Source organism: Providencia sp. PROV048 (assembly GCF_033688165.1).
Lineage (GTDB): Bacteria > Pseudomonadota > Gammaproteobacteria > Enterobacterales > Enterobacteriaceae > Providencia > Providencia hangzhouensis.
The window spans coordinates 2,176,840-2,195,146 of sequence record NZ_CP096360.1; the positions used below are offsets into that span (position 1 = coordinate 2,176,840).

General features: G+C 42.5%; 15 protein-coding genes and 1 pseudogene. 8 read left to right on the forward strand and 8 right to left on the reverse strand.

What is annotated here, in order from left to right:
* The first annotated feature begins 1 nt into the window (after position 1).
* Both M1F26_RS09495 and M1F26_RS09500 read left to right on the forward strand, forming a co-directional pair.
* On the forward strand, positions 2 to 271 hold the full coding sequence (locus tag M1F26_RS09495) for a SemiSWEET transporter (RefSeq protein WP_080078632.1): 270 nt from the start codon (positions 2 to 4) through the stop codon (positions 269 to 271).
* Positions 268 to 1,800 carry a flavin-containing monooxygenase gene (locus M1F26_RS09500; RefSeq protein WP_140172183.1) on the forward strand — a complete coding sequence of 511 codons (1,533 nt, stop codon included), beginning with the start codon at positions 268 to 270 and terminating at the stop codon, positions 1,798 to 1,800. Before M1F26_RS09495 ends, M1F26_RS09500 begins: the two co-directional genes overlap by 4 nt.
* A gap of 31 nt (positions 1,801 to 1,831) precedes the next feature.
* Here M1F26_RS09500 and M1F26_RS09505 read toward each other — a convergent pair whose 3' ends face one another.
* Positions 1,832 to 2,284, reverse strand: coding sequence for an acyltransferase (locus M1F26_RS09505; RefSeq protein ID WP_057393711.1), 453 nt, complete (start codon positions 2,282 to 2,284; stop codon positions 1,832 to 1,834).
* Between the two features lie 48 nt (positions 2,285 to 2,332).
* Here M1F26_RS09505 and M1F26_RS09510 point away from each other — a divergent pair.
* Positions 2,333 to 2,410, forward strand: a pseudogene (locus M1F26_RS09510) (IS1 family transposase); the annotation flags it as partial.
* On the opposite strand, the gene M1F26_RS09515 reads toward M1F26_RS09510, so the two are convergent.
* Positions 2,404 to 2,976, reverse strand: coding sequence for a recombinase family protein (locus M1F26_RS09515; RefSeq protein WP_057393714.1), 573 nt, complete (start codon positions 2,974 to 2,976; stop codon positions 2,404 to 2,406). The pseudogene M1F26_RS09510 and the gene M1F26_RS09515 sit on opposite strands and share 7 nt — an antisense overlap.
* Positions 2,977 to 3,139: 163 nt before the next feature.
* On the opposite strand from M1F26_RS09515, the gene M1F26_RS09520 reads away from it, so the two are divergent.
* A complete protein-coding gene (locus M1F26_RS09520; protein ID WP_140172182.1) occupies positions 3,140 to 6,148 on the forward strand; it encodes a Tn3 family transposase in 3,009 nt (1,002 codons plus the stop codon).
* Between the two features lie 169 nt (positions 6,149 to 6,317).
* Here the strand turns inward: M1F26_RS09520 and add are convergent, their stop codons facing one another.
* The 3 genes from add to manA form a co-directional block, all read right to left on the reverse strand.
* Complete coding sequence (gene add / locus M1F26_RS09525; protein WP_140172181.1) at positions 6,318 to 7,319, reverse strand: adenosine deaminase; 1,002 nt, start codon at positions 7,317 to 7,319, stop codon at positions 6,318 to 6,320.
* Between the two features lie 211 nt (positions 7,320 to 7,530).
* The gene (locus M1F26_RS09530) at positions 7,531 to 9,177 is read right to left on the reverse strand and encodes a YdgA family protein (protein ID WP_227528754.1); all 1,647 of its coding nucleotides are present in this window, start codon (positions 9,175 to 9,177) and stop codon (positions 7,531 to 7,533) included.
* A gap of 106 nt (positions 9,178 to 9,283) precedes the next feature.
* Complete coding sequence (manA, locus tag M1F26_RS09535; RefSeq protein WP_140172179.1) at positions 9,284 to 10,459, reverse strand: mannose-6-phosphate isomerase; 1,176 nt, start codon at positions 10,457 to 10,459, stop codon at positions 9,284 to 9,286.
* 179 nt (positions 10,460 to 10,638) lie between these two features.
* Between manA and fumC the strand changes: the two genes are divergently transcribed.
* A complete protein-coding gene (fumC, locus tag M1F26_RS09540; RefSeq protein WP_036957725.1) occupies positions 10,639 to 12,036 on the forward strand; it encodes a class II fumarate hydratase in 1,398 nt (465 codons plus the stop codon).
* A 62-nt stretch (positions 12,037 to 12,098) separates the two neighbouring features.
* Here fumC and tus read toward each other — a convergent pair whose 3' ends face one another.
* From tus to M1F26_RS09555, 3 genes are all read right to left on the reverse strand, one after another.
* Positions 12,099 to 13,013, reverse strand: coding sequence for a DNA replication terminus site-binding protein (gene tus, locus M1F26_RS09545; protein WP_140172178.1), 915 nt, complete (start codon positions 13,011 to 13,013; stop codon positions 12,099 to 12,101).
* 142 nt (positions 13,014 to 13,155) lie between these two features.
* Positions 13,156 to 13,734, reverse strand: coding sequence for a lytic polysaccharide monooxygenase (locus tag M1F26_RS09550; RefSeq protein WP_227528755.1), 579 nt, complete (start codon positions 13,732 to 13,734; stop codon positions 13,156 to 13,158).
* Positions 13,735 to 13,818: 84 nt separating this feature from the next.
* Positions 13,819 to 15,090 carry an MFS transporter gene (locus tag M1F26_RS09555; RefSeq protein ID WP_140172177.1) on the reverse strand — a complete coding sequence of 424 codons (1,272 nt, stop codon included), beginning with the start codon at positions 15,088 to 15,090 and terminating at the stop codon, positions 13,819 to 13,821.
* A gap of 125 nt (positions 15,091 to 15,215) precedes the next feature.
* Between M1F26_RS09555 and M1F26_RS09560 the strand changes: the two genes are divergently transcribed.
* The 3 genes from M1F26_RS09560 (at position 15,216) to bioD (ending at position 18,247) form a co-directional block, all read left to right on the forward strand.
* Complete coding sequence (locus M1F26_RS09560; protein ID WP_036957727.1) at positions 15,216 to 16,127, forward strand: LysR family transcriptional regulator; 912 nt, start codon at positions 15,216 to 15,218, stop codon at positions 16,125 to 16,127.
* A 91-nt stretch (positions 16,128 to 16,218) separates the two neighbouring features.
* Positions 16,219 to 17,430 (forward strand): ROK family protein, encoded by a 1,212-nt coding sequence (locus tag M1F26_RS09565; protein ID WP_110591740.1) that lies wholly within the window; start codon positions 16,219 to 16,221, stop codon positions 17,428 to 17,430.
* A gap of 142 nt (positions 17,431 to 17,572) precedes the next feature.
* A complete protein-coding gene (gene bioD / locus M1F26_RS09570) occupies positions 17,573 to 18,247 on the forward strand; it encodes a dethiobiotin synthase (protein WP_004254308.1) in 675 nt (224 codons plus the stop codon).
* The last annotated feature ends 60 nt before the right edge of the window (positions 18,248 to 18,307 follow it).

The following is an 18,307-nucleotide window of genomic DNA, read 5'->3' on the forward strand; positions in this document are numbered from 1 at the left end:
TATGGACACCATTCTTTTAACTGGGCTGTTTGCCGCATTTTTCACGACGTTTGCGTTCGCTCCCCAGAGCATCAAAACTCTCCGGACACGCAACACCGAAGGTATCTCCGTTGTTATGTATATCATGTTCCTGACAGGTGTAATTGCATGGATAGCATATGGCATTCTGCGATCTGATTTTGCCGTACTGGCCGCAAATATTGTCACACTGTTTCTGGCTGCACCGGTGCTGGTAATGACACTTCTCAACCGCAGGAAAAAACACGTATGAATATTGCGATCATCGGCGCAGGACCTGCCGGCATCATTTCTGCCCGTAATGCGATTAAGGCGGGGCACTCCGTGGTTCTGTTTGAGAAAAATGCCCATATTGGGGGGATCTGGAACCCCTGGAGTGGTGGAGCTTACCGTAATGCCTGTATGCAAAACTCCCGTTATGCATTCCATTATACTGACTTTCCACCGGGCAATATTGATGAATTTCCGGGTGTGGCGCAGGTCTTCGCATATCTTTCGGCGGTGACCGGAGAGGATGCCCTCCGTGCGTCTACCCGGCTTAATACTGAAGTGGTTGCACTCAGAAAAGACTCCAGGCACTGGGTTATTCGCAGCACCTCTGCAGGAAATGATCGGGAAGAGATTTTTGACCGGGTCATCATTGCAACAGGGGAACTTTGGCAACCTCGCCGGCCTACCCTGCCGGGTGCGGAACACTTCTCCGGCACGCTGATCACATCCAAGGATTATCAGGAGCCGGAGGTATTTAAAGGGAAAAATATCCTCATCATAGGCGGTGGTGTCAGCGGGGCGGATATTGCCTCAGACCTTGTTCCCTTTGCCAGAAGCGTGAGTCTGTCCGTTAAAAAGATGGGGCTGTATCTGCCAAGACAATTCCGGACGGGTCCGAACGACATGATGCATTCCTATCTGGGCCGGTGTCTGCTGAGTCGCTTGAGTTATGCAGATTTTGTCAGTTATCTCGATACCACGATGCCTGACTACATGCAGACCTACCGGGAATCCGGTTTGTTGCCCGACATGGCGAACAATAACGCGGTGCATGTTAACGAAAAAATCATACCGAATGTGGCCTCCGGTCTGATAAAAGTTAAACCCCAGGCAGAGCGTTTCACCGGAGAAGGGGAGATTGAGTTCGTCGACGCAACGCAGGAAAAATATGATGTCATCATTACCTGCACCGGCTATGAAATGCCTGATTATTCGTTCATTCCGGGGTTTGACAGGGCACAGCTGTATGAACACTTTTTCTGGACGGAAGATCCTTCGCTGGCCGTCATAAATCCGCCGGTAGATACTGCCGGTTTCGGGGCCGCGTTCCCCTATTTTGACATCATCAGCCAGTGGGTCATCAACGTATTCTCCGGAGAGTCGCCTCTTCCGGAAAAAGAAGCCATGCGCAAATGGTGCGCTGAGCACATGGCTTCACTTCATGTTAAGCGCTTTTATGACAGCTGGCTGGAAACCATCCGGATTGGACTGCTGGCGGGCCTTCTCCCGGATCCAGCCCGCGACTTTTCCCGATACTGGAACATTATCAGCAGTGTGGTCAAACCTGCCTATCTGGCCAGTCCTCCCGCAGCTCCGGAGCCGGGTATGATGGACAGCCTGTTTGATTTCCGGGCCGCCAGAATACGCATACTGTCAGGACTGGGAAACGATGCACTCGGTTATTTGCTGAAAAAAGGTGATATCACTGACGCTGAATACCAGGCGGCGCTGGAAACCGATCCCCGGCAGTCGCTTTCTGTACATCTGCCGTATTCGCAGACCTACCTCTGATAAAAAGGGCCTTTACCGGCCCTTTTCTTTTTCATAATGATCTAATCAGCCTCGCCGGGTTTCCTGCATAAATACCTTTGATTTCTATCGGTTTAACCACAACAGCACCCGCGCCAATGACGGTCCCGCTGCAGATATATGGTGACAGAATGGTGGCTCCGCTGCCTATAGTAACCGAATCCCCCAGGGAAATGGTGATCCAGTTATCCGGTGACGGGTCCGGCGCTCCAGACCTGAAAAGATCGTTGGCGAACGTCACGTTATGGCCAATGAAACAGTTCTCACCCAGTGTTACGTTTTCACAGATAAACGTGTGCGACTGGATCCGGCTTCCACTGCCAATGAGACAGCCTTTCTGTATCTCAACGAAGGGGCCGACAAACACGTTATCCCGGAGTTCACATTCATAAATGTTGGCCGGTTTGACAATACGGACATTGGTTCCGTAAATCACATCCCGAACAGCACATTCCATAAATTTCATATAAACACTTCCTTCAAATACTGATCACCCATACTGGAATTGTTGTGGTCAGTGTCGTTCTCAAAATCGGTGGAACTGCATGACAAAGCCATTGGGCATTATCTGAACACAAAACATTATCAGTAAGTTGAAGTCACAACCCGATTCTGCTCTTCGAGAATTTTATAGACAGTGGAACGTGCAATGCTGAGTTGATGAGAAATATTAGTTGCACCAATACCTTTCTGATGGAGTTCCAGAACGGCATCCCTGTCTACACTTCGCTTGCGTCCGAATTTGATGCCTTTAAGTTTCGCCTCCTGCCTGCCTTCATTAGTGCGCTCAAGAATTCTTTGGCGTTCGGCCTGTGCTACAGCTGAAAGAATAGTGATCACCATTTGTCCCATTGGTCCGTCGGTGCTAATCCCGTCATCAATGAACCGGACTGCAACGCCTTGAGTATCGAATGCTTTTATCAGGTGAATCATATCAGCAGTGTCGCGGCCAAGACGGTCGAGTTTTTTCACCAATATGACGTCGCCTTCCTCCACCTTCATTCGCAGCATGTCCAGACCGTCTCTGTCGGTAGAGATGCCTGATGCTTTATCTGTAAATATACGATTGGCTTTCACCCCAGCGTCTCTGAGCACCCCGATCTGAATATCGAGAGACTGCTGACTGGTAGAGACCCGCGCATAACCAAAAAGTCGCATATAAATGTACCTTAAATCGAATATCAGACACCTTGTGTCTATTATGTCAAAAATACGATTTAATAGACAGCCCATGCCTTCCGTTTTATGTTGTCTGATAATTTATAATATTTCGGACGGTTGCGGGATTGTTAATAAATGACCGTCAGGCAGGGAGGCCGATATGCCCGTCGATTTTCTGACCACTGAGCAGGAGCTGAATTATGGTCGCTATGTTGCAGAACCTAATGACGTGCAGTTGGCGCGCTATTTTCATCTTGATGAACGGGATCTTGCTTTCATTAACCAGCGGCGGGGAAGGCATAACCGGCTGGGAATAGCGCTTCAGCTTACCAGTGTCCGTTTTCTGGGCACATTTCTGACAGATTTAACACGGGTTCTGCCGGGTGTTCAGCAATTCGTCTCAGTGCAGCTTAATATCCGCCGTCCGGAAGTTCTCTCCCGCTACGCAGAGCGGGATACCACCCTGCGAGAACATACTGCGCTGATTAAGGAATATTACGGTTACCATGAATTTGGCGATTTTCCATGGTCTTTCCGCCTGAAGCGCCTGCTATACACCCGGGCATGGCTCAGTAATGAGCGACCCGGGCTGATGTTCGATTTTGCCACCGCGTGGCTGCTTCAGAATAAGGTTCTGCTGCCCGGCGCAACCACACTTGTACGTCTCGTCAGTGAAATACGCGAACGGGCAAATCAGCGGCTGTGGAAAAAACTAGCCGCGTTGCCGGACAGTTGGCAGACCGCCCGCGTGACGGAACTGCTGGACATTCCTGAGGGGCAGCGAATTTCACCGCTGGAGCAACTGAAAAAGGGACCAGTCACCGTCAGTGGCCCGGCATTTATCGAAGCGCTTGAGCGGTATATCCAGCTGCGAAACCTTGAGTTTTCCCGGCTGAACTTTACCGGCCTGCCCGCGATACAGCTGCGTAATCTGGCGCGTTACGCAGGCATGGCATCGGTAAAATATATCGCACGCATGCCAGAGAAAAGAAAACTGGCCATACTCACCGCATTCGTTAAAGCGCAGGAAATAGCCGCGCTGGATGAGGCTGTTGACGTGCTCGATATGCTGATACTGAACATCAGCCGTGAGGCGAAGAAGACCGGACAGAAAAAACGGCTCAGGACGCTGAAAGATCTTGATCGGGCAGCGCTGTTACTGGCGCGGGCATGTTCGCTGTTGCTGGATGATGATGCAGATGATCCAGACCTGAGGCAGGCCATATTCAGCTGCATACCGAAGAACAGACTGGCAGAATCCGTCAACAAGGTTAATGAGCTTGCCCGCCCTCAGGACAATAATTTCCATGACGAAATGGTGGAGCAGTATGGTCGGGTTAAACGTTTCCTTCCGGCAATATTGCGTGATCTTCATTTCCGCGCTGTGCCAGCCGGAGAGCATACACTGGCCGCCATTCATTATCTGGCCGAACTGAACGGCTCAAAAAAACGCCTTCTCGATGATGCACCTGAACATATCATCACCGGCCCCTGGAAACGGCTCGTATACGATGCGGATGGCCGCATACAACGCGCCGGTTATTCACTGTGTCTACTGGAGCGCCTTCAGGATGCACTGCGTCGCCGGGATATCTGGATCGAAAACAGCGACCGCTGGGGGGATCCCCGCGAGAAGCTGTTGCAGGGTGAAGAGTGGCAGGCTCAGCGTATTCCCGTCTGTCGTGCACTGGGACATCCCACCGATGGGCATAAAGGCGTGCAACAACTGGCCGTTCAGTTGGATGAGACCTGGAAAGCAGTGGCATCCCGGTTTAACGGGAATGCGGAAGTCCATATCTGCAATGACGGTAAATATCCTTCCCTGACCATCAGTAGTCTGGAGAAACTGGAGGAGCCCCCATCGCTGTTACGCCTCAGCAGCCGGGTCAGACAGTTGCTTCCTCCGGTTGATTTGACGGAATTACTGCTTGAAATAGACGCCAGAACAGGATTCACACGGGAATTTATGCATGTTAGTGAGTCCGGAGCACGAGCGCAGGATCTGCACGTCAGCCTGTGTGCGGTTCTGATGGCTGAAGCCTGCAATATCGGACTTGAACCGCTGATAAAGCACAATATACCGGCACTGACCCGTCACCGGCTCAGTTGGGTGAAACAAAATTACCTTCGTGCAGAAACGCTGGTCAGCGCCAATGCCCGGCTGGTAGATTTTCAGTCCACGCTGGAGCTTGCCGGTCGCTGGGGCGGTGGCGAAGTGGCGTCAGCTGACGGCATGCGCTTTGTCACGTCGGTGAAAACCATCAACTCCGGTCCTAACAGAAAATATTTTGGTTCCGGACGTGGTATCACCTGGTACAACTTCGTCTCAGATCAGTACTCTGGATTTCACGGCATTGTGGTGCCCGGCACATTGCGGGATTCCATTTTTGTGCTGGAAGGCCTTCTGGAGCAGCAGACAGGGCTGAATCCGGTTGAGATCATGACAGACACAGCCGGAACCAGCGACATTATTTTTGGCCTCTTCTGGCTGCTGGGATACCAGTTTTCCCCCCGGCTTACCGATGCCGGTGAAGCGGTATTCTGGCGGGTGGATAAATCGGCAAATTACGGTGCACTGGACGAACTGGCACGTGGTTGTGCCGATCTGTCGAAAGCCGAGGATCAGTGGGATGAGATGATGCGAACCGCCGGTTCGCTGAAACTGGGCACCATTCATACTTCAGAACTCATTCGCTCTTTGCTGAAAAGCTCGCGCCCATCAGGGCTGGCACAGGCGATCATGGAAGTGGGGCGCGTCAACAAGACGCTGTACCTTCTAAATTATATTGATGATGAAGATTATCGTCGGCGGATCCTGACGCAGCTCAACCGGGGAGAAGGCCGCCATGCTGTGGCGAGGGCGATCTGCTACGGGCAGCGCGGTGAGATCAGAAAGCGCTATCGTGAAGGTCAGGAAGATCAGCTTGGTGCTCTGGGCCTGGTCACTAACGCAGTGGTACTGTGGAATACACTTTATATGCAGGAAGCCCTGAGCTGGATGCGCAGTAATGGAGAAGAAACCGGTGGTGAAGATATCACCCGGTTATCCCCACTGATGCACGGGCATATCAATATGCTGGGGCATTATACGTTCACGCTACCGGAGGATATTTTGAAGGGGGAACTGAGAACATTAAATTTCAATTTAAACAATGAATTATCTCCTTAACGTACGTTTTCGTTCCATTGGCCCTCAAACCCCTTATACGTTAAGTATAAAAAAGCTAACTAGAGGGGGAAGTGATTGGTTAATGATGACGGTCTATTGGTGTGTAAAGAGATGTGAAATGTTTGAGAGAGTTATCAGGGTTATAATAAATACCCTGATAACATTTAAATTAACGGGTAGCGGCTTTATGTAAGAGCGCTTTTTTCTCACTTTCAGATAAAAATGCCATACTTAGGCCATTACGTTGCACTTGTTCTATTTCTGCTGAAGTTAAACCTGCTTGCGGGGCTGCAACTTCATACTCATAGCGTAACTCAATACCTTGAACTGCTGGGTCATCTGTATTAATTGAAGCCAATACACCTTGTTGCAAAAAGGTTTTTAATGGGTGTTGAGCAAGGGATGGCACAGTGCTTGTTTGAATATTTGATGTTAAACAGCTTTCCATACCAATTTGATGTTTTACTAAATATTCAATTAAAGCAGGGTCTTCTATTGCCTTTACACCATGGCCAATTCGTTGTGCACCTAATACATTGATAGCATGCCAAATACTGTTCGCTCCAGCCGCTTCACCTGCATGAACAGTGATATTTAACCCCGTATCTCTAGCTTTGATAAAGTGTGACTCAAATAACTCTCCAGGGAAACCTAGTTCATCTCCAGCTAAATCTAAAGCACATAAGTGATGACGATGAGCTAATAGTCCTTGTAATTCAGTTGTACAGGCTTGTTGGCCAAAAGTACGGCTCAAAATTCCAATTAAATTAATTTTAATGTCGAATTGTTGGCACCCAGCACGCACGCCATCAATAATAGCTTCAACGACACCTTCTACAGGTAGCTGGTGTTTCATGGCCATATAGTATGGAGAGAAGCGTAGCTCTGCGTAATCGATACCAGCATTAAAAGCATCTTCGACATTTTCAAATGCCACACGGCGGCATGCTTCTAAATCTGCTAAAACAGCGACTCCCCAATCGAGTTTTGCTAAGAAACCGACTAAATCAGCTTCTTGTCCTATAATTTGGACGTGAGGGCGCAAAGCTTCAAGTTCTGTCGCTGGTAATTGAATGTGATGCTGTTCTGCTAAGGAAAGAATCGTTTCTGGGCGGATATTGCCATCAAGGTGGCGGTGTAAATCGGTTAAAGGTAAATGTGTTTTAATCACGGAATGATCCTTTATCTATTTTCTATCCTCATTTTGGCTTTTATTTTTCCAAATGCAATTACAAATCACGAAAAATGTGAAACGTGATCGATGATTACATTCTAATTGTGATTCATATCACACCTGAGTGGGTGTCAAATAAAAAAGCCAGCTATATGGGTTCACTTCATATTAACTGGCTTTTGTGACTAAATTGTATCGATTAGATTAATTAGTTAGCTGGCGCTGCATCTTGTGGTGCTAATTCAGGCTCAACTTCCATTTCTGGTGCTGGTTCTGCATCTGGAGCAGGTACAGCTTCATATTCTAATGCATCTTCTGGGTTAGACATCACTTTCATCTTAGTGAGGAACTCAGCTAAGGTATATTTGTCATTATTGAATGTCAGGTCATTACCTGCAAATTTGATAGTCATAGTTAAATCATTTTCGCTATCAATCATCCAAGGTGATTTTTTCTGTTTAGCTTTTTCAGCACGTTCTTCATCTGTCATAAACATTTCTTCAAATGGAGAAGAGAACATATCTGAAGTCAGCATTTGCTGAACACCTTCAAATTCAGAAGTAACCATACCTTTCATTTCTTTCTTAGTTTCAGCATTAACTGGAACACCTTGATCTAAAATCATTGCTTGAGTCATTGATTCGATCATCATTGGCTTGTTCAGTTTTAAATTGAAATCAAAAGAAGTAATGAGTTGCTTGATAGCTTCATCAACTTTGTTAGACATTGCTAACGCAGTAATTTCATCTTGGTTCCATTTATTAAATGTGATGTTTAGGTCAACTGAACTTTGGCCAGCTTCATTTTTCCAGTAGAAGGGGCTAACAGTGAATACAGGCTTGCTTTTCATTAGCTCTGGCAATGTTGTAGACATCATTTCCATCGCTAAACGCTCTGTTGCTTCAGTTGGGTCACCATTAGCTAAGCCTTGAGCTAATGCTTCATTATATTGTTCAACGAATTTACCTAATGCTTTAGCATCTAATTTTTCAATAGCAACAGTCAGTTCGCCAGAACCTAAGTTTTGCTCTAACGCCTTTAAGTCAGAGATGCTATAAGAAATATTCCCTTTCACATCTTCGCCAGTAATAGAGGTGTCGCTTGAAATTTTGAAATCTTTAAAAGAAAATTTAGTTTCAGGAATGTTGAAATCTGTATCAGCAATAACAAATGACTGGGTTCCAGTGTAGAAGCCATATTGTGATTTTGTTACATTAGAGACTAATTTTAAGCCTTTTAATGTCATAGATTCAGAGTTATCTTTTTTACCAATAACTAAATTATCAGTGACTAAAGTTGCATCAACGGCAGCAAGATCAGAAGTTGTTGATACATCAAACTTAGAACCACTGAAAGATAATGAAACGTCATCTTTCTTATACTCGACAGGGATCAGCTCTAAATTGGTATCAATACTTTTGCTATAGCCAATGACAGCAGAACCATGAATAAATGGTTTACCTTGGGTCGCTTCGAATAATTCTTTTGTCGTCGCGTTGTTAGCTAACTCAATTTGCGTCGCTGCTAATTTTGGTAATAAATTAAACTTAGCGACTTGTGATAATGGGAATGGACCGTGGTCAATATTCGTTTTGAATACAATTGAGTCTTCTGGTGATACTGAATCCGCAGAGGTGATTACGATATCCGCTGTAGATGAAAAAACACCTTTTTCATAATTTTCTACTTTAAAGTTCAAACCTGACTCAGGTACATTTACAGCAAAAAAATCGTTGGTTTTGAGAATTACTTTATCAAGTTCATCTTTTACTTTAGAACCTGTATACCATGAAGCTCCGGTCCATACTGCACCCAGAGCAACAATAACACCAACCGCGACTAATGACTTTTTCATTATAAACATCCATCCTTTCAGTACGTTATTGTCGTACTTATTAATTTAAAAAAGTTTTAAATAACCGTCTTCATACAATGAAAACGGTTAAATACAGAATATGACACTATTTGTTAAACACTCGGGCTAGTTTGCCACTGCCATTAATGGTTATGCTTTTCTCATAAGCAGGTAAGAAAACAGATTCACCTGAATTAATGCATATTTCATCATTTCTTGAATGTAAAACTAACTGGCCTTCAATACAGAACAAAATTGAGGCACTATTGTTAGATAGCGCAACTTCCGAGTGGGTTATAGAATATATATTAAATGCAAAATCTTCTACTGGAATATTATATTTCCAGATATTTCCAGATTTTTCGGGAATACTTAATAAATCCTTTGCAAACGTAGGCTTAAAGTCAATGTTAGCAATCAGCTCTGGGATATCTATGTGCTTATTTGTTAACCCAGCACGCAGTACATTATCTGAGTTTGCCATCACCTCTAACCCAACACCTTCTAGATATGCATGTGGCGTTCTGGCATATAAAAACATCGCTTCACTAGGTTCTAATTCAACGATATTAAGAAGAAGAGGGGTAAATAACCCGTTATCTTCAGGATACAAGCTAACCATTTGCTTTATTGAGTTCCATGGTTCACCTTGTCGGCTGTTCAATGCAGCTTTCAATACACCAAGCGCTAAATCTTTTTGTTCACCCGTTAGGTTAAGAATTTGTGCAAATAAACGTGATAATTTTTCTTCAGTGGGGTCCTGAACAAATAACTGAATATCAGGATGGGCAGCAGAAACAAAATCCAGAAGCTGAGCGATTTCATTGAGTGGGCGAAAGGCATTCATCGCTTTAAAAGGTGTTAATGCGAAGATCAATTCAGGTTTGTGGTTATCATCCTTATAATTACGTATTGGGGAATCTAAGGGGATCCCTGCTGAATTTTCTTTGGCGAAACCAACTTCAGCATAAGTTTTGTTTGGATGCACCTGAACAGACAACGGTTGAGCTGCACATAGCACTTTGAATAAATAAGGTAAACGATGATAAGTTTGTGCGACATGCTGACCTAAGTAGGCTTCAGGATCACTTTCAATTAAGGCGTTAAGTGGAATACTTTGATTTTTTTCCGCATCGAGAACTTCGGAGCTTGCTTTTGGATGAGCCCCCATCCAAAGTTCAGCCATAGGTAAGCTATCAGGGTTTGAAATCCCATATAACTTAGTCAGGGCCGTTTTACTGCCCCAGTCATAGTTTTGGACTTTGTTTATCATTTTAAGCATAGCAAAATTCTCTTTTTCATAAAAATCAACTGATTTCCTTTTCACTACAATACAATAAGCTCGACCAAGTCTCATAAATGAAATTCAATTTGTGGCATTATACTGCTCGGTTATTTGCTTACCTGCAAGCAGATGATTCTAAAATCAATTATTCTGTGTATGTACCTAAGGAGATAGTAATGGCAGCCACTCGCATTGAAAAAGACTCAATGGGACCAATTGAAGTACCTGCTGACCAATTGTGGGGCGCGCAAACGCAGCGTTCTTTAGAACATTTCCGTATATCTGTAGAAAAAATGCCTGTTGCGTTAATTCACGCACTCGCTATCACTAAAAAAGCCGCTGCTAGTGTTAATATGGATCTTGGATTATTAGCTAAAGAGCGCGGCGATGCAATCATTGCTGCTGCTGACGAAGTTTTAGCTGGTAAACATCCAACGGAATTTCCTCTAGCTATTTGGCAAACCGGTTCTGGTACGCAAAGTAACATGAACATGAACGAGGTTTTAGCTAACCGTGGTAGCGAAATTCTCGGTGGTCAACGTGGTAATGATCGTCTTATTCACCCTAATGATGATGTGAATAAAAGTCAAAGTTCAAATGATGTTTTCCCAACGGCAATGCACGTTGCTGCGGTCGTCGCAATTCGCGAACATCTTCTCCCTGAACTGAAAATTTTGCATCAAACATTAGATGCAAAAGCGAAAGAATTTAAAGATATTGTAAAAATCGGTCGTACTCACTTGCAAGATGCAACCCCGTTGACGCTAGGCCAAGAAATTTCAGGTTGGGCTGCAATGTTAGCGCATAATGAAAAACACATTGAAAATTCTGTTCCTCATGTGTGTGAATTAGCGCTAGGTGGTACAGCAGTAGGGACTGGTTTAAATACGCATCCTGAATATGCGGTACGTGTTGCGAAAAAAATCGCAGAATTAACTGGCCAACCATTTGTTACGGCACCTAATAAATTTGAAGCATTAGCAACTTGCGATAGCCTTGTACATGCACATGGTGCTTTAAAGGGCTTAGCTGCCTCTTTAATGAAAATTGCCAATGATGTTAGGTGGTTAGCATCTGGTCCTCGCTGCGGTATTGGTGAAATATCTATCCCAGAAAATGAGCCAGGCAGTTCAATCATGCCAGGTAAAGTAAACCCTACACAGTGTGAAGCACTGACTATGTTATGTGCTCAAGTTATGGGGAATGATGTTGCTGTTAACATTGGTGGGGCATCTGGTAATTTTGAGCTGAATGTATTCCGCCCAATGCTAATTGATAATTTCTTACAGTCTGTTCGCTTATTAGCTGATGGTATGCGTAGCTTTAATGAGCATTGTGCGATTGGAATTGAACCAAATCGTGAGCGTATTGAAAAATTACTTCATGAATCGCTAATGTTAGTGACAGCTTTAAATACTCACATTGGGTACGATAAAGCCGCAGAAATTGCTAAAAAAGCGCATAAAGAAGGACTGACGCTGAAAGAATCCGCATTGAAATTAAACTATTTAACAGAGGAACAGTTCAATGATTGGGTTCGTCCAGAAGATATGGTTGGCAGCATGAAATCTTAAGCTAGCTTATTAAACTGGCTTTATATAACAACACCCATACTGTTTGACAGATGGGTGTTTTTTTAGCGTTCTATATACAAATTTAAACGTGGTATTAATAGTTCAACTGCTTTTGCTCTGGGCCGATTACGGATTGCAATGTTATTGGCATGGTAATCGAGAAGTTCACCGACTTTAATTTCTGCCACCGTTTTTTCAAGCGCAAAAACAAATAAAGGCGTTGCACAAGCAAACTGGGTTTGTTTCTGTTGTTCTTTATCCCACACACGAGCGATTGGCTGAACTTTGACTGGCCGTTGAGTTTTTAAAACCGCATTGTAAGGTAGGGCGTCAATTAAGCGAATTTCATTTTCCAATTGTAAGCGCCAGTGCTCTTTTGGTAAATGAAGAGGGCAGCGGCCACTTTCTAAGCTTGCTTGTAAGCGGTCTAGCATTGCTTCTTTTGTGACTTTATTGATAACTTTTTTATTCGCCCAGCCAAAATTAATCGTATCGACATCAATCAATGAAGAGAGGGTTCGGTAGGTATTCAATGTTAGTAGGCCATGTAAACTATCACGGATAAATTCGAATCGATGAGGTTCGTCAACTTGTGTGACAATGGCTTTTATATGCATTTTTAACTCATTGATCTTTAAAATTAATGAATTAAAGTTACGATAAGTTTGCAAATTAGTTTGTACACATATAACCCCCGGTAAACGGATAGCTGCTTTGTTGCTGACCTCGTCTGGTTTGTTTTGTAAAAACAATAAATTAACTAACTTTACTGTTTCACGTATCGCATCATGACCAATTAATGTTTGTACTGAGATTTGTTCTATCTCATTATTCTCTTCACCTTTAATTACTGAAGGTAACTGGAATACATGAGCTGTAAATGGAACTTGTTTTGATTGTTCCAATAACAACAGGCTAAATTGGTTTATTTGTGATTCCAATTCATTGAACGTATTAATTAAATCTTGTTTTTTCATAGTTTAGTTACAACATTCAAATAGGTGATAAACAATAAATAACATAAACTCTCGTGTTTATCTATAAGAAAATCAGAGTCAAAAAGGGCAAGTGGGGGTATTTTAACACTTGCCCCTTTCTTATATAAGCTTTCCTTTGACGTTAATTTATTTCTGTATCAATAACTTGATAAAACGCATTTTGCGTATCATCTATCGTCCAAATGGCTAAAATGACATGGTAACCTTTTTGATTTTTTGGCAATACACACTTGTGCTCAACAGTCTCTTCTGGAAACTCTACGCCTTCAAATTTACAAAATGGCGTTAGTGTAAATTGATTACGAGATAGCAAGGCGTTTGGCTGCCAGTCTGGCTTAGTTATGAAATATTCCCATTTTGTCGTTTTATGTTTTGCCGTGATGCGCCATTTAAACCTAACATCAGGTGAATTTAAGATAACCCGTTGCCATCGATTCGCAGTTTGTATGTCTAAGGGAGAAAAAGCAGCAATACCGGCGCTAGCAATTTTTCCATCAACTGGACCATATTGAGGAAAACCTTTTTGGCCTTCAATAGATTGCGGTTCATATTGCACAGCTCCGCAGTGGGTATTTACCCCTTGCTTGCAGTAATATGAACGACTTTCAGGGGATTCGACATAGCCATGGGACCAAACAAAAGAACTACAGCATAGGAGTAATGGGGCAATTAAAAATGGTTTTATAGAGAATGGTTTCATTGGGTTTCCTCGTAATTAATAGACTTTTTTATCATCTACTAATCACGAGAAGGTATGGTAGTTTAACCTTTATTAGTTCCTAATCTACTGGTTAGAACAAATTGATTTCAAACGGTAAGCAATGACTATGCCGATAAATAATATTCCAGCAATAAATAGCGCAACGCCATTCCAGCCAAAGTGTTGCCAAAATAAGCCACCAACCGTACCTGCAATACTTGACCCAGCGTAATAACTAAATAAATACAGAGAAGACGCTTGTCCACGTGCTCGTTTAGCTCTGCGTCCCACCCAGCTACTCGCTACAGAGTGCGCTGCAAAAAAGCCCGTTGTTAGTATTGTCATTCCTAGCAGCACTAACCAAACATTTGAATATAGTGTGATTAAAATACCAACTAACATCATAGTAATAGACGCTATGAGCACTCGTCCAAGTCCATACTTGTGAATTAAACTTCCCGTTTTAGTCGCACTGTAAGTCCCTGTTAAATAAATAACGGATAACAAGCCAACAGTAGACTGAGAAAAAGAGTAAGGCGCTTCAAGTAAACGATATCCAATGTAGTTGTACATTGTGACAAAACCCCCCATCAAAACAAAGCCTTCAATAAATAGAAAAGGTAAGCCTTTGTCTCTAAAGTGTAGATGCAAATTAACCCATAGATTCTTAGGTTTTAAAGAACTCGCACGAAAATGCTGAGAAGGGGGCAATAAGCGCCAAAAACCAATAGCCGCGATCAAAGCTAACGAACCTAAAATCACAACGGCAACACGCCATGAATAAAAATCAGCAATCACTCCCGTCACCAAACGGCCGCTCATTCCACCCAATGAATTACCACTAATATATAACCCCATGGATAACGCAACATAACTTGGATGGATCTCTTCACTCAAATAAGTCATAGCGACAGCAGCAACGCCACTTAGCGATAAACCGACTAATGCCCTCGCAATTAAGATCCCTTGCCAACTCTGCATGACTGAACTGAGCAGAGTAAATAGTGCAGCACAAGCCAATGCAATAACCATCACATTTTTGCGACCTATTGCATCTGAAATTGGCCCGGTAATCAGTAAACCTAATGCCATCAAGCCAGTACTCAGTGATAATGATAAGCTTGCAGTTGCAGGGGAAATATTAAAATCCTCTGACAGCATAGGTAATATTGGTTGAACAAAATATAGCAAAGCGAATGTGGCAAAGCCCACCGTAAAAAAAGATAAGGTTACACGTAAGTACAGCGCATCATCTCTTTGTATATAATGTTTTTTGGGTGTGGTATTTCCCTGCAAGGGTGTTCTTATTCCTTCATTAGGCCGCTCAGATGTGAGGCTATTTTGTGAGTGTTCCATGTTTATTCCTTGTCATACCAACACGTTTGATTTCGATCAAAGAATAGAAACTTTCTAGTTTTTTGTCTAATATATTAATTATTAATAATAATACTTTAAACATATTAATGGGTATTAACCAAAAGATGAGTATAGAACTTAGACATCTTCGATACTTTATTGCTGTCGCTGAAGAGCTTCATTTTGGCAAGGCAGCTGAACGTCTGCATATTTCACAGCCCCCTTTAAGCCAGCAAATACAAATGCTTGAAGAGAAAGTTAATGCAAAATTGTTAGAAAGGAATAATCGAAACGTTGCGTTAACGCCCGCGGGGGCAATGTTCTTAAAAGAGGCATATCAAATTTTAGCTCAAGTCGATGCGGCTGCGACAAAAGCAGCTCGCATGGAAAAAGGCGAACTTGGGGAGTTATCTATTGGATTTACGTCAACTACACCATTTATGCACAAAGTTACCATGAGTTTACGGCAGTATCGGGAAGCTTACCCTGAAGTTTCTATTCATATGCATCAGATGAATACCAAACAACAGATAGCGCCATTAATTACGGGGCGAATTGATATTGGTATTATGAGAAATACGGTGTTACCAGAACAATTGGATTACCAACTATTATTTAAAGAGCCATTTATGGTTGCCGTCTATGAAGGCCATCCATTATTAGAATTTATTGATGTTGGTGTTGATATTCAACAACTTGCTGATTATCCATTCATTTTCTTTGAACGTGATGTTGGTACCGCACTATATGATGAAATAAATCAATTGTTAACATCTGCGGGAGTGGTACCCACCATTTCTCAAGAAGCGGGGGAAGCCATGACCATTTTAGGATTAGTTTCCGCGGGAATGGGAATTTCTGTGATTACAGAATCATTCACACGAATGAAAATTGATGGTGTAAAATACTTAAAACTCACTAATATTAATGCTTCATCTGAAGTTTGGTTAGTCTACAATACTCGTAGAACGTTACCTGCCGTAGCCAAAAAATTAACAAATCTTTTGATGGCCAACATTGTTGGCAACCAAGAGTGAGCTAGTTCACATTTTCAATGTAAACGAAATCATTCATACACAGATTAAGGCATAATAACTCATTGCTTTATAAAGGAATTGAATTATTACCATGGTGAATCAAACTGGTCACATTGACCAAATCAAACAGTTAAATACGGGTATTGTATATCGTATCATTGATCAACATGGTCCAATTTCGCGTATTGCCTTGTCAAAACAGGCTCAGCTTGCGCCTGCCAGTATCACTAAAATTACACGTGAACTTATGGATGCTCACTTAATCAAAGAGTTAGAGTTTCCAGTGCTTGGTTTACGTGGGCGTCCAGCTGTAGGGCTGGTAATTGAAAGTGAAGGGTGGCAATTTCTAGCGATCCGTATTGAAGGCCAGAAACTGATTATTTCCTTGAAAGAAATTAACGCAGTTACCTTGGCTCAAACAGAATATCCATTCACACCGCTAGGCAATAGTGAATTCATGGATTCGCTTACTGAATTAATCAGTCAATTTTTTGCTAGCCATCAAAAAATATTAGAAAGAGTCACTGCAATTAGCATTCTTATTGATGGTATATTAGATCCTCATACAGGTGTTATTTATCAGCATCCATCTTTTAAAATCCACCAACTGGCCATAGCGGAATCTCTTACCAAGCAAACCGGTTTACCTGTTTATTTACACCCTCCTGTGGATGCTTTAGCGTTAATGGATCATTTCTCTCATCAAGAGAAAAGAAAAGAAAAAAATATTATTTACTTACAGCTACAAGATGTTGTTAATGTCATGGTGCTAAGCCATGGAACAACATTAGATACAAATACCCATCGGCCTATTTTATTCGGCCATACCCAATGTGAACCCTGTAACCATAACTTTTGCTATTGTGGTAGCGATGGTTGCTTAGAAACCCAAACTTCTATTCCTGCAATATTACACCAAGCTGAAAGTTTGCTAATAAACTACCCTGATTCGCATTTACATCAGAAAAATATCTCAATTGATAACATTTGCTCTGGAGCAATATCAAACGATAGCCTTTGTGTTTATCTTATTAATCAGGTTGCTCAACGGTTGGCAAAACCATTAGGATTGATGGTGAATTTATTGGGGAGCGAGCTAATTTTGGTAAACTCCCCATTGAATCAAGATTCTAAGTTATTTTTAGAATGTTTACATAATCATATAAACAAACATACGATCCCTCTATATTCATCTAATTTAGTAATAGAAAAATCCATATTTACCGTTAAGGATAGTGAAACGTCATTAATACAGAGAGCGTTATATGATGGTTCTCTACTACTACAACTATTACAAGGCTAAAACAATTCGATAATATTTATACTATCGTACACAAAATTGAGCTAACGCAAACTTCTCACTTACCCATTCCAATAAACTGAATCCATATCATTTTTGCAGCTTATTGCTGTATAAGTCTGTCACTTCAGGATAGAAAAAGACCATGATCAATCTATTTGTTACCGGGACAGATACAGATGTCGGGAAGACAGTATCGACGCTTGCCATCCTGCAAGCACTAAATAGCCAAGGAATCAAAGCCGTGGGCTATAAACCTATTGCGGATCAATGCATTGATACCCCTGAAGGAATCAGAAATAAAGATGCATTGCTAATCCACAGTGTTTCTCAAGACCTTGTTTCCTATGATGAAGTTAATCCTGTGCGTATCACAGATAATTACAGTCATGAAAATAGCATTGATTTTAATAAAATAAAGCATGGGTTAGACCATTTACATCATCAATGCGATATGGTTGTAATCGAAGGTAATGGGGGATGGCGCTATCTACTTGATGATAATACTTTTTATGCAGACTGGTTAAAAGATCAGCCGGTCGGTGTTATCTTAGTCGTCGGTATTCAACATGGCTGTGTTAATCATGCATTATTAACCGCTGATGCAATTCGAGCCGATGGGTTACCATTAATAGGTTGGATGGCAAACCGCATCAACCCAGGGTTGGCACACTACGCCCAAATAATTGACCGGTTGCAACATCATATTAAGGCTCCATTAATTGGAGAAATTCCATATTTATTGCGCCCTGAAGAAAAAGAGTTAGGGCATTACCTCAATACAGATAAACTGCAAGAACTTATCGCTATTCCTAACTAATTGCTTAATAAGCAATAAAGAAAAAGGGCGCCATCATCAAATAGCGCCCTTGATTCTATC

What these genes read in the sequence shown, in the direction of transcription:
- M1F26_RS09530 (WP_227528754.1), bottom strand. Translation starts at nt 9,177, where the DNA reads ATGAAAAAGTCATTAGTCGCGGTTGGTGTTATTGTTGCTCTGGGTGCA.
- M1F26_RS09515 (WP_057393714.1), bottom strand. Translation starts at nt 2,976, where the DNA reads ATGCGACTTTTTGGTTATGCGCGGGTCTCTACCAGTCAGCAGTCTCTC.
- tus (WP_140172178.1), bottom strand. Translation starts at nt 13,013, where the DNA reads ATGAAAAAACAAGATTTAATTAATACGTTCAATGAATTGGAATCACAA.
- M1F26_RS09520 (WP_140172182.1), top strand. Translation starts at nt 3,140, where the DNA reads ATGCCCGTCGATTTTCTGACCACTGAGCAGGAGCTGAATTATGGTCGC.
- fumC (WP_036957725.1), top strand. Translation starts at nt 10,639, where the DNA reads ATGGCAGCCACTCGCATTGAAAAAGACTCAATGGGACCAATTGAAGTA.
- M1F26_RS09555 (WP_140172177.1), bottom strand. Translation starts at nt 15,090, where the DNA reads ATGGAACACTCACAAAATAGCCTCACATCTGAGCGGCCTAATGAAGGA.
- M1F26_RS09495 (WP_080078632.1), top strand. Translation starts at nt 2, where the DNA reads ATGGACACCATTCTTTTAACTGGGCTGTTTGCCGCATTTTTCACGACG.
- manA (WP_140172179.1), bottom strand. Translation starts at nt 10,459, where the DNA reads ATGCTTAAAATGATAAACAAAGTCCAAAACTATGACTGGGGCAGTAAA.
- M1F26_RS09500 (WP_140172183.1), top strand. Translation starts at nt 268, where the DNA reads ATGAATATTGCGATCATCGGCGCAGGACCTGCCGGCATCATTTCTGCC.
- M1F26_RS09550 (WP_227528755.1), bottom strand. Translation starts at nt 13,734, where the DNA reads ATGAAACCATTCTCTATAAAACCATTTTTAATTGCCCCATTACTCCTA.
- M1F26_RS09560 (WP_036957727.1), top strand. Translation starts at nt 15,216, where the DNA reads ATGAGTATAGAACTTAGACATCTTCGATACTTTATTGCTGTCGCTGAA.
- M1F26_RS09505 (WP_057393711.1), bottom strand. Translation starts at nt 2,284, where the DNA reads ATGAAATTTATGGAATGTGCTGTTCGGGATGTGATTTACGGAACCAAT.
- bioD (WP_004254308.1), top strand. Translation starts at nt 17,573, where the DNA reads ATGATCAATCTATTTGTTACCGGGACAGATACAGATGTCGGGAAGACA.
- M1F26_RS09565 (WP_110591740.1), top strand. Translation starts at nt 16,219, where the DNA reads ATGGTGAATCAAACTGGTCACATTGACCAAATCAAACAGTTAAATACG.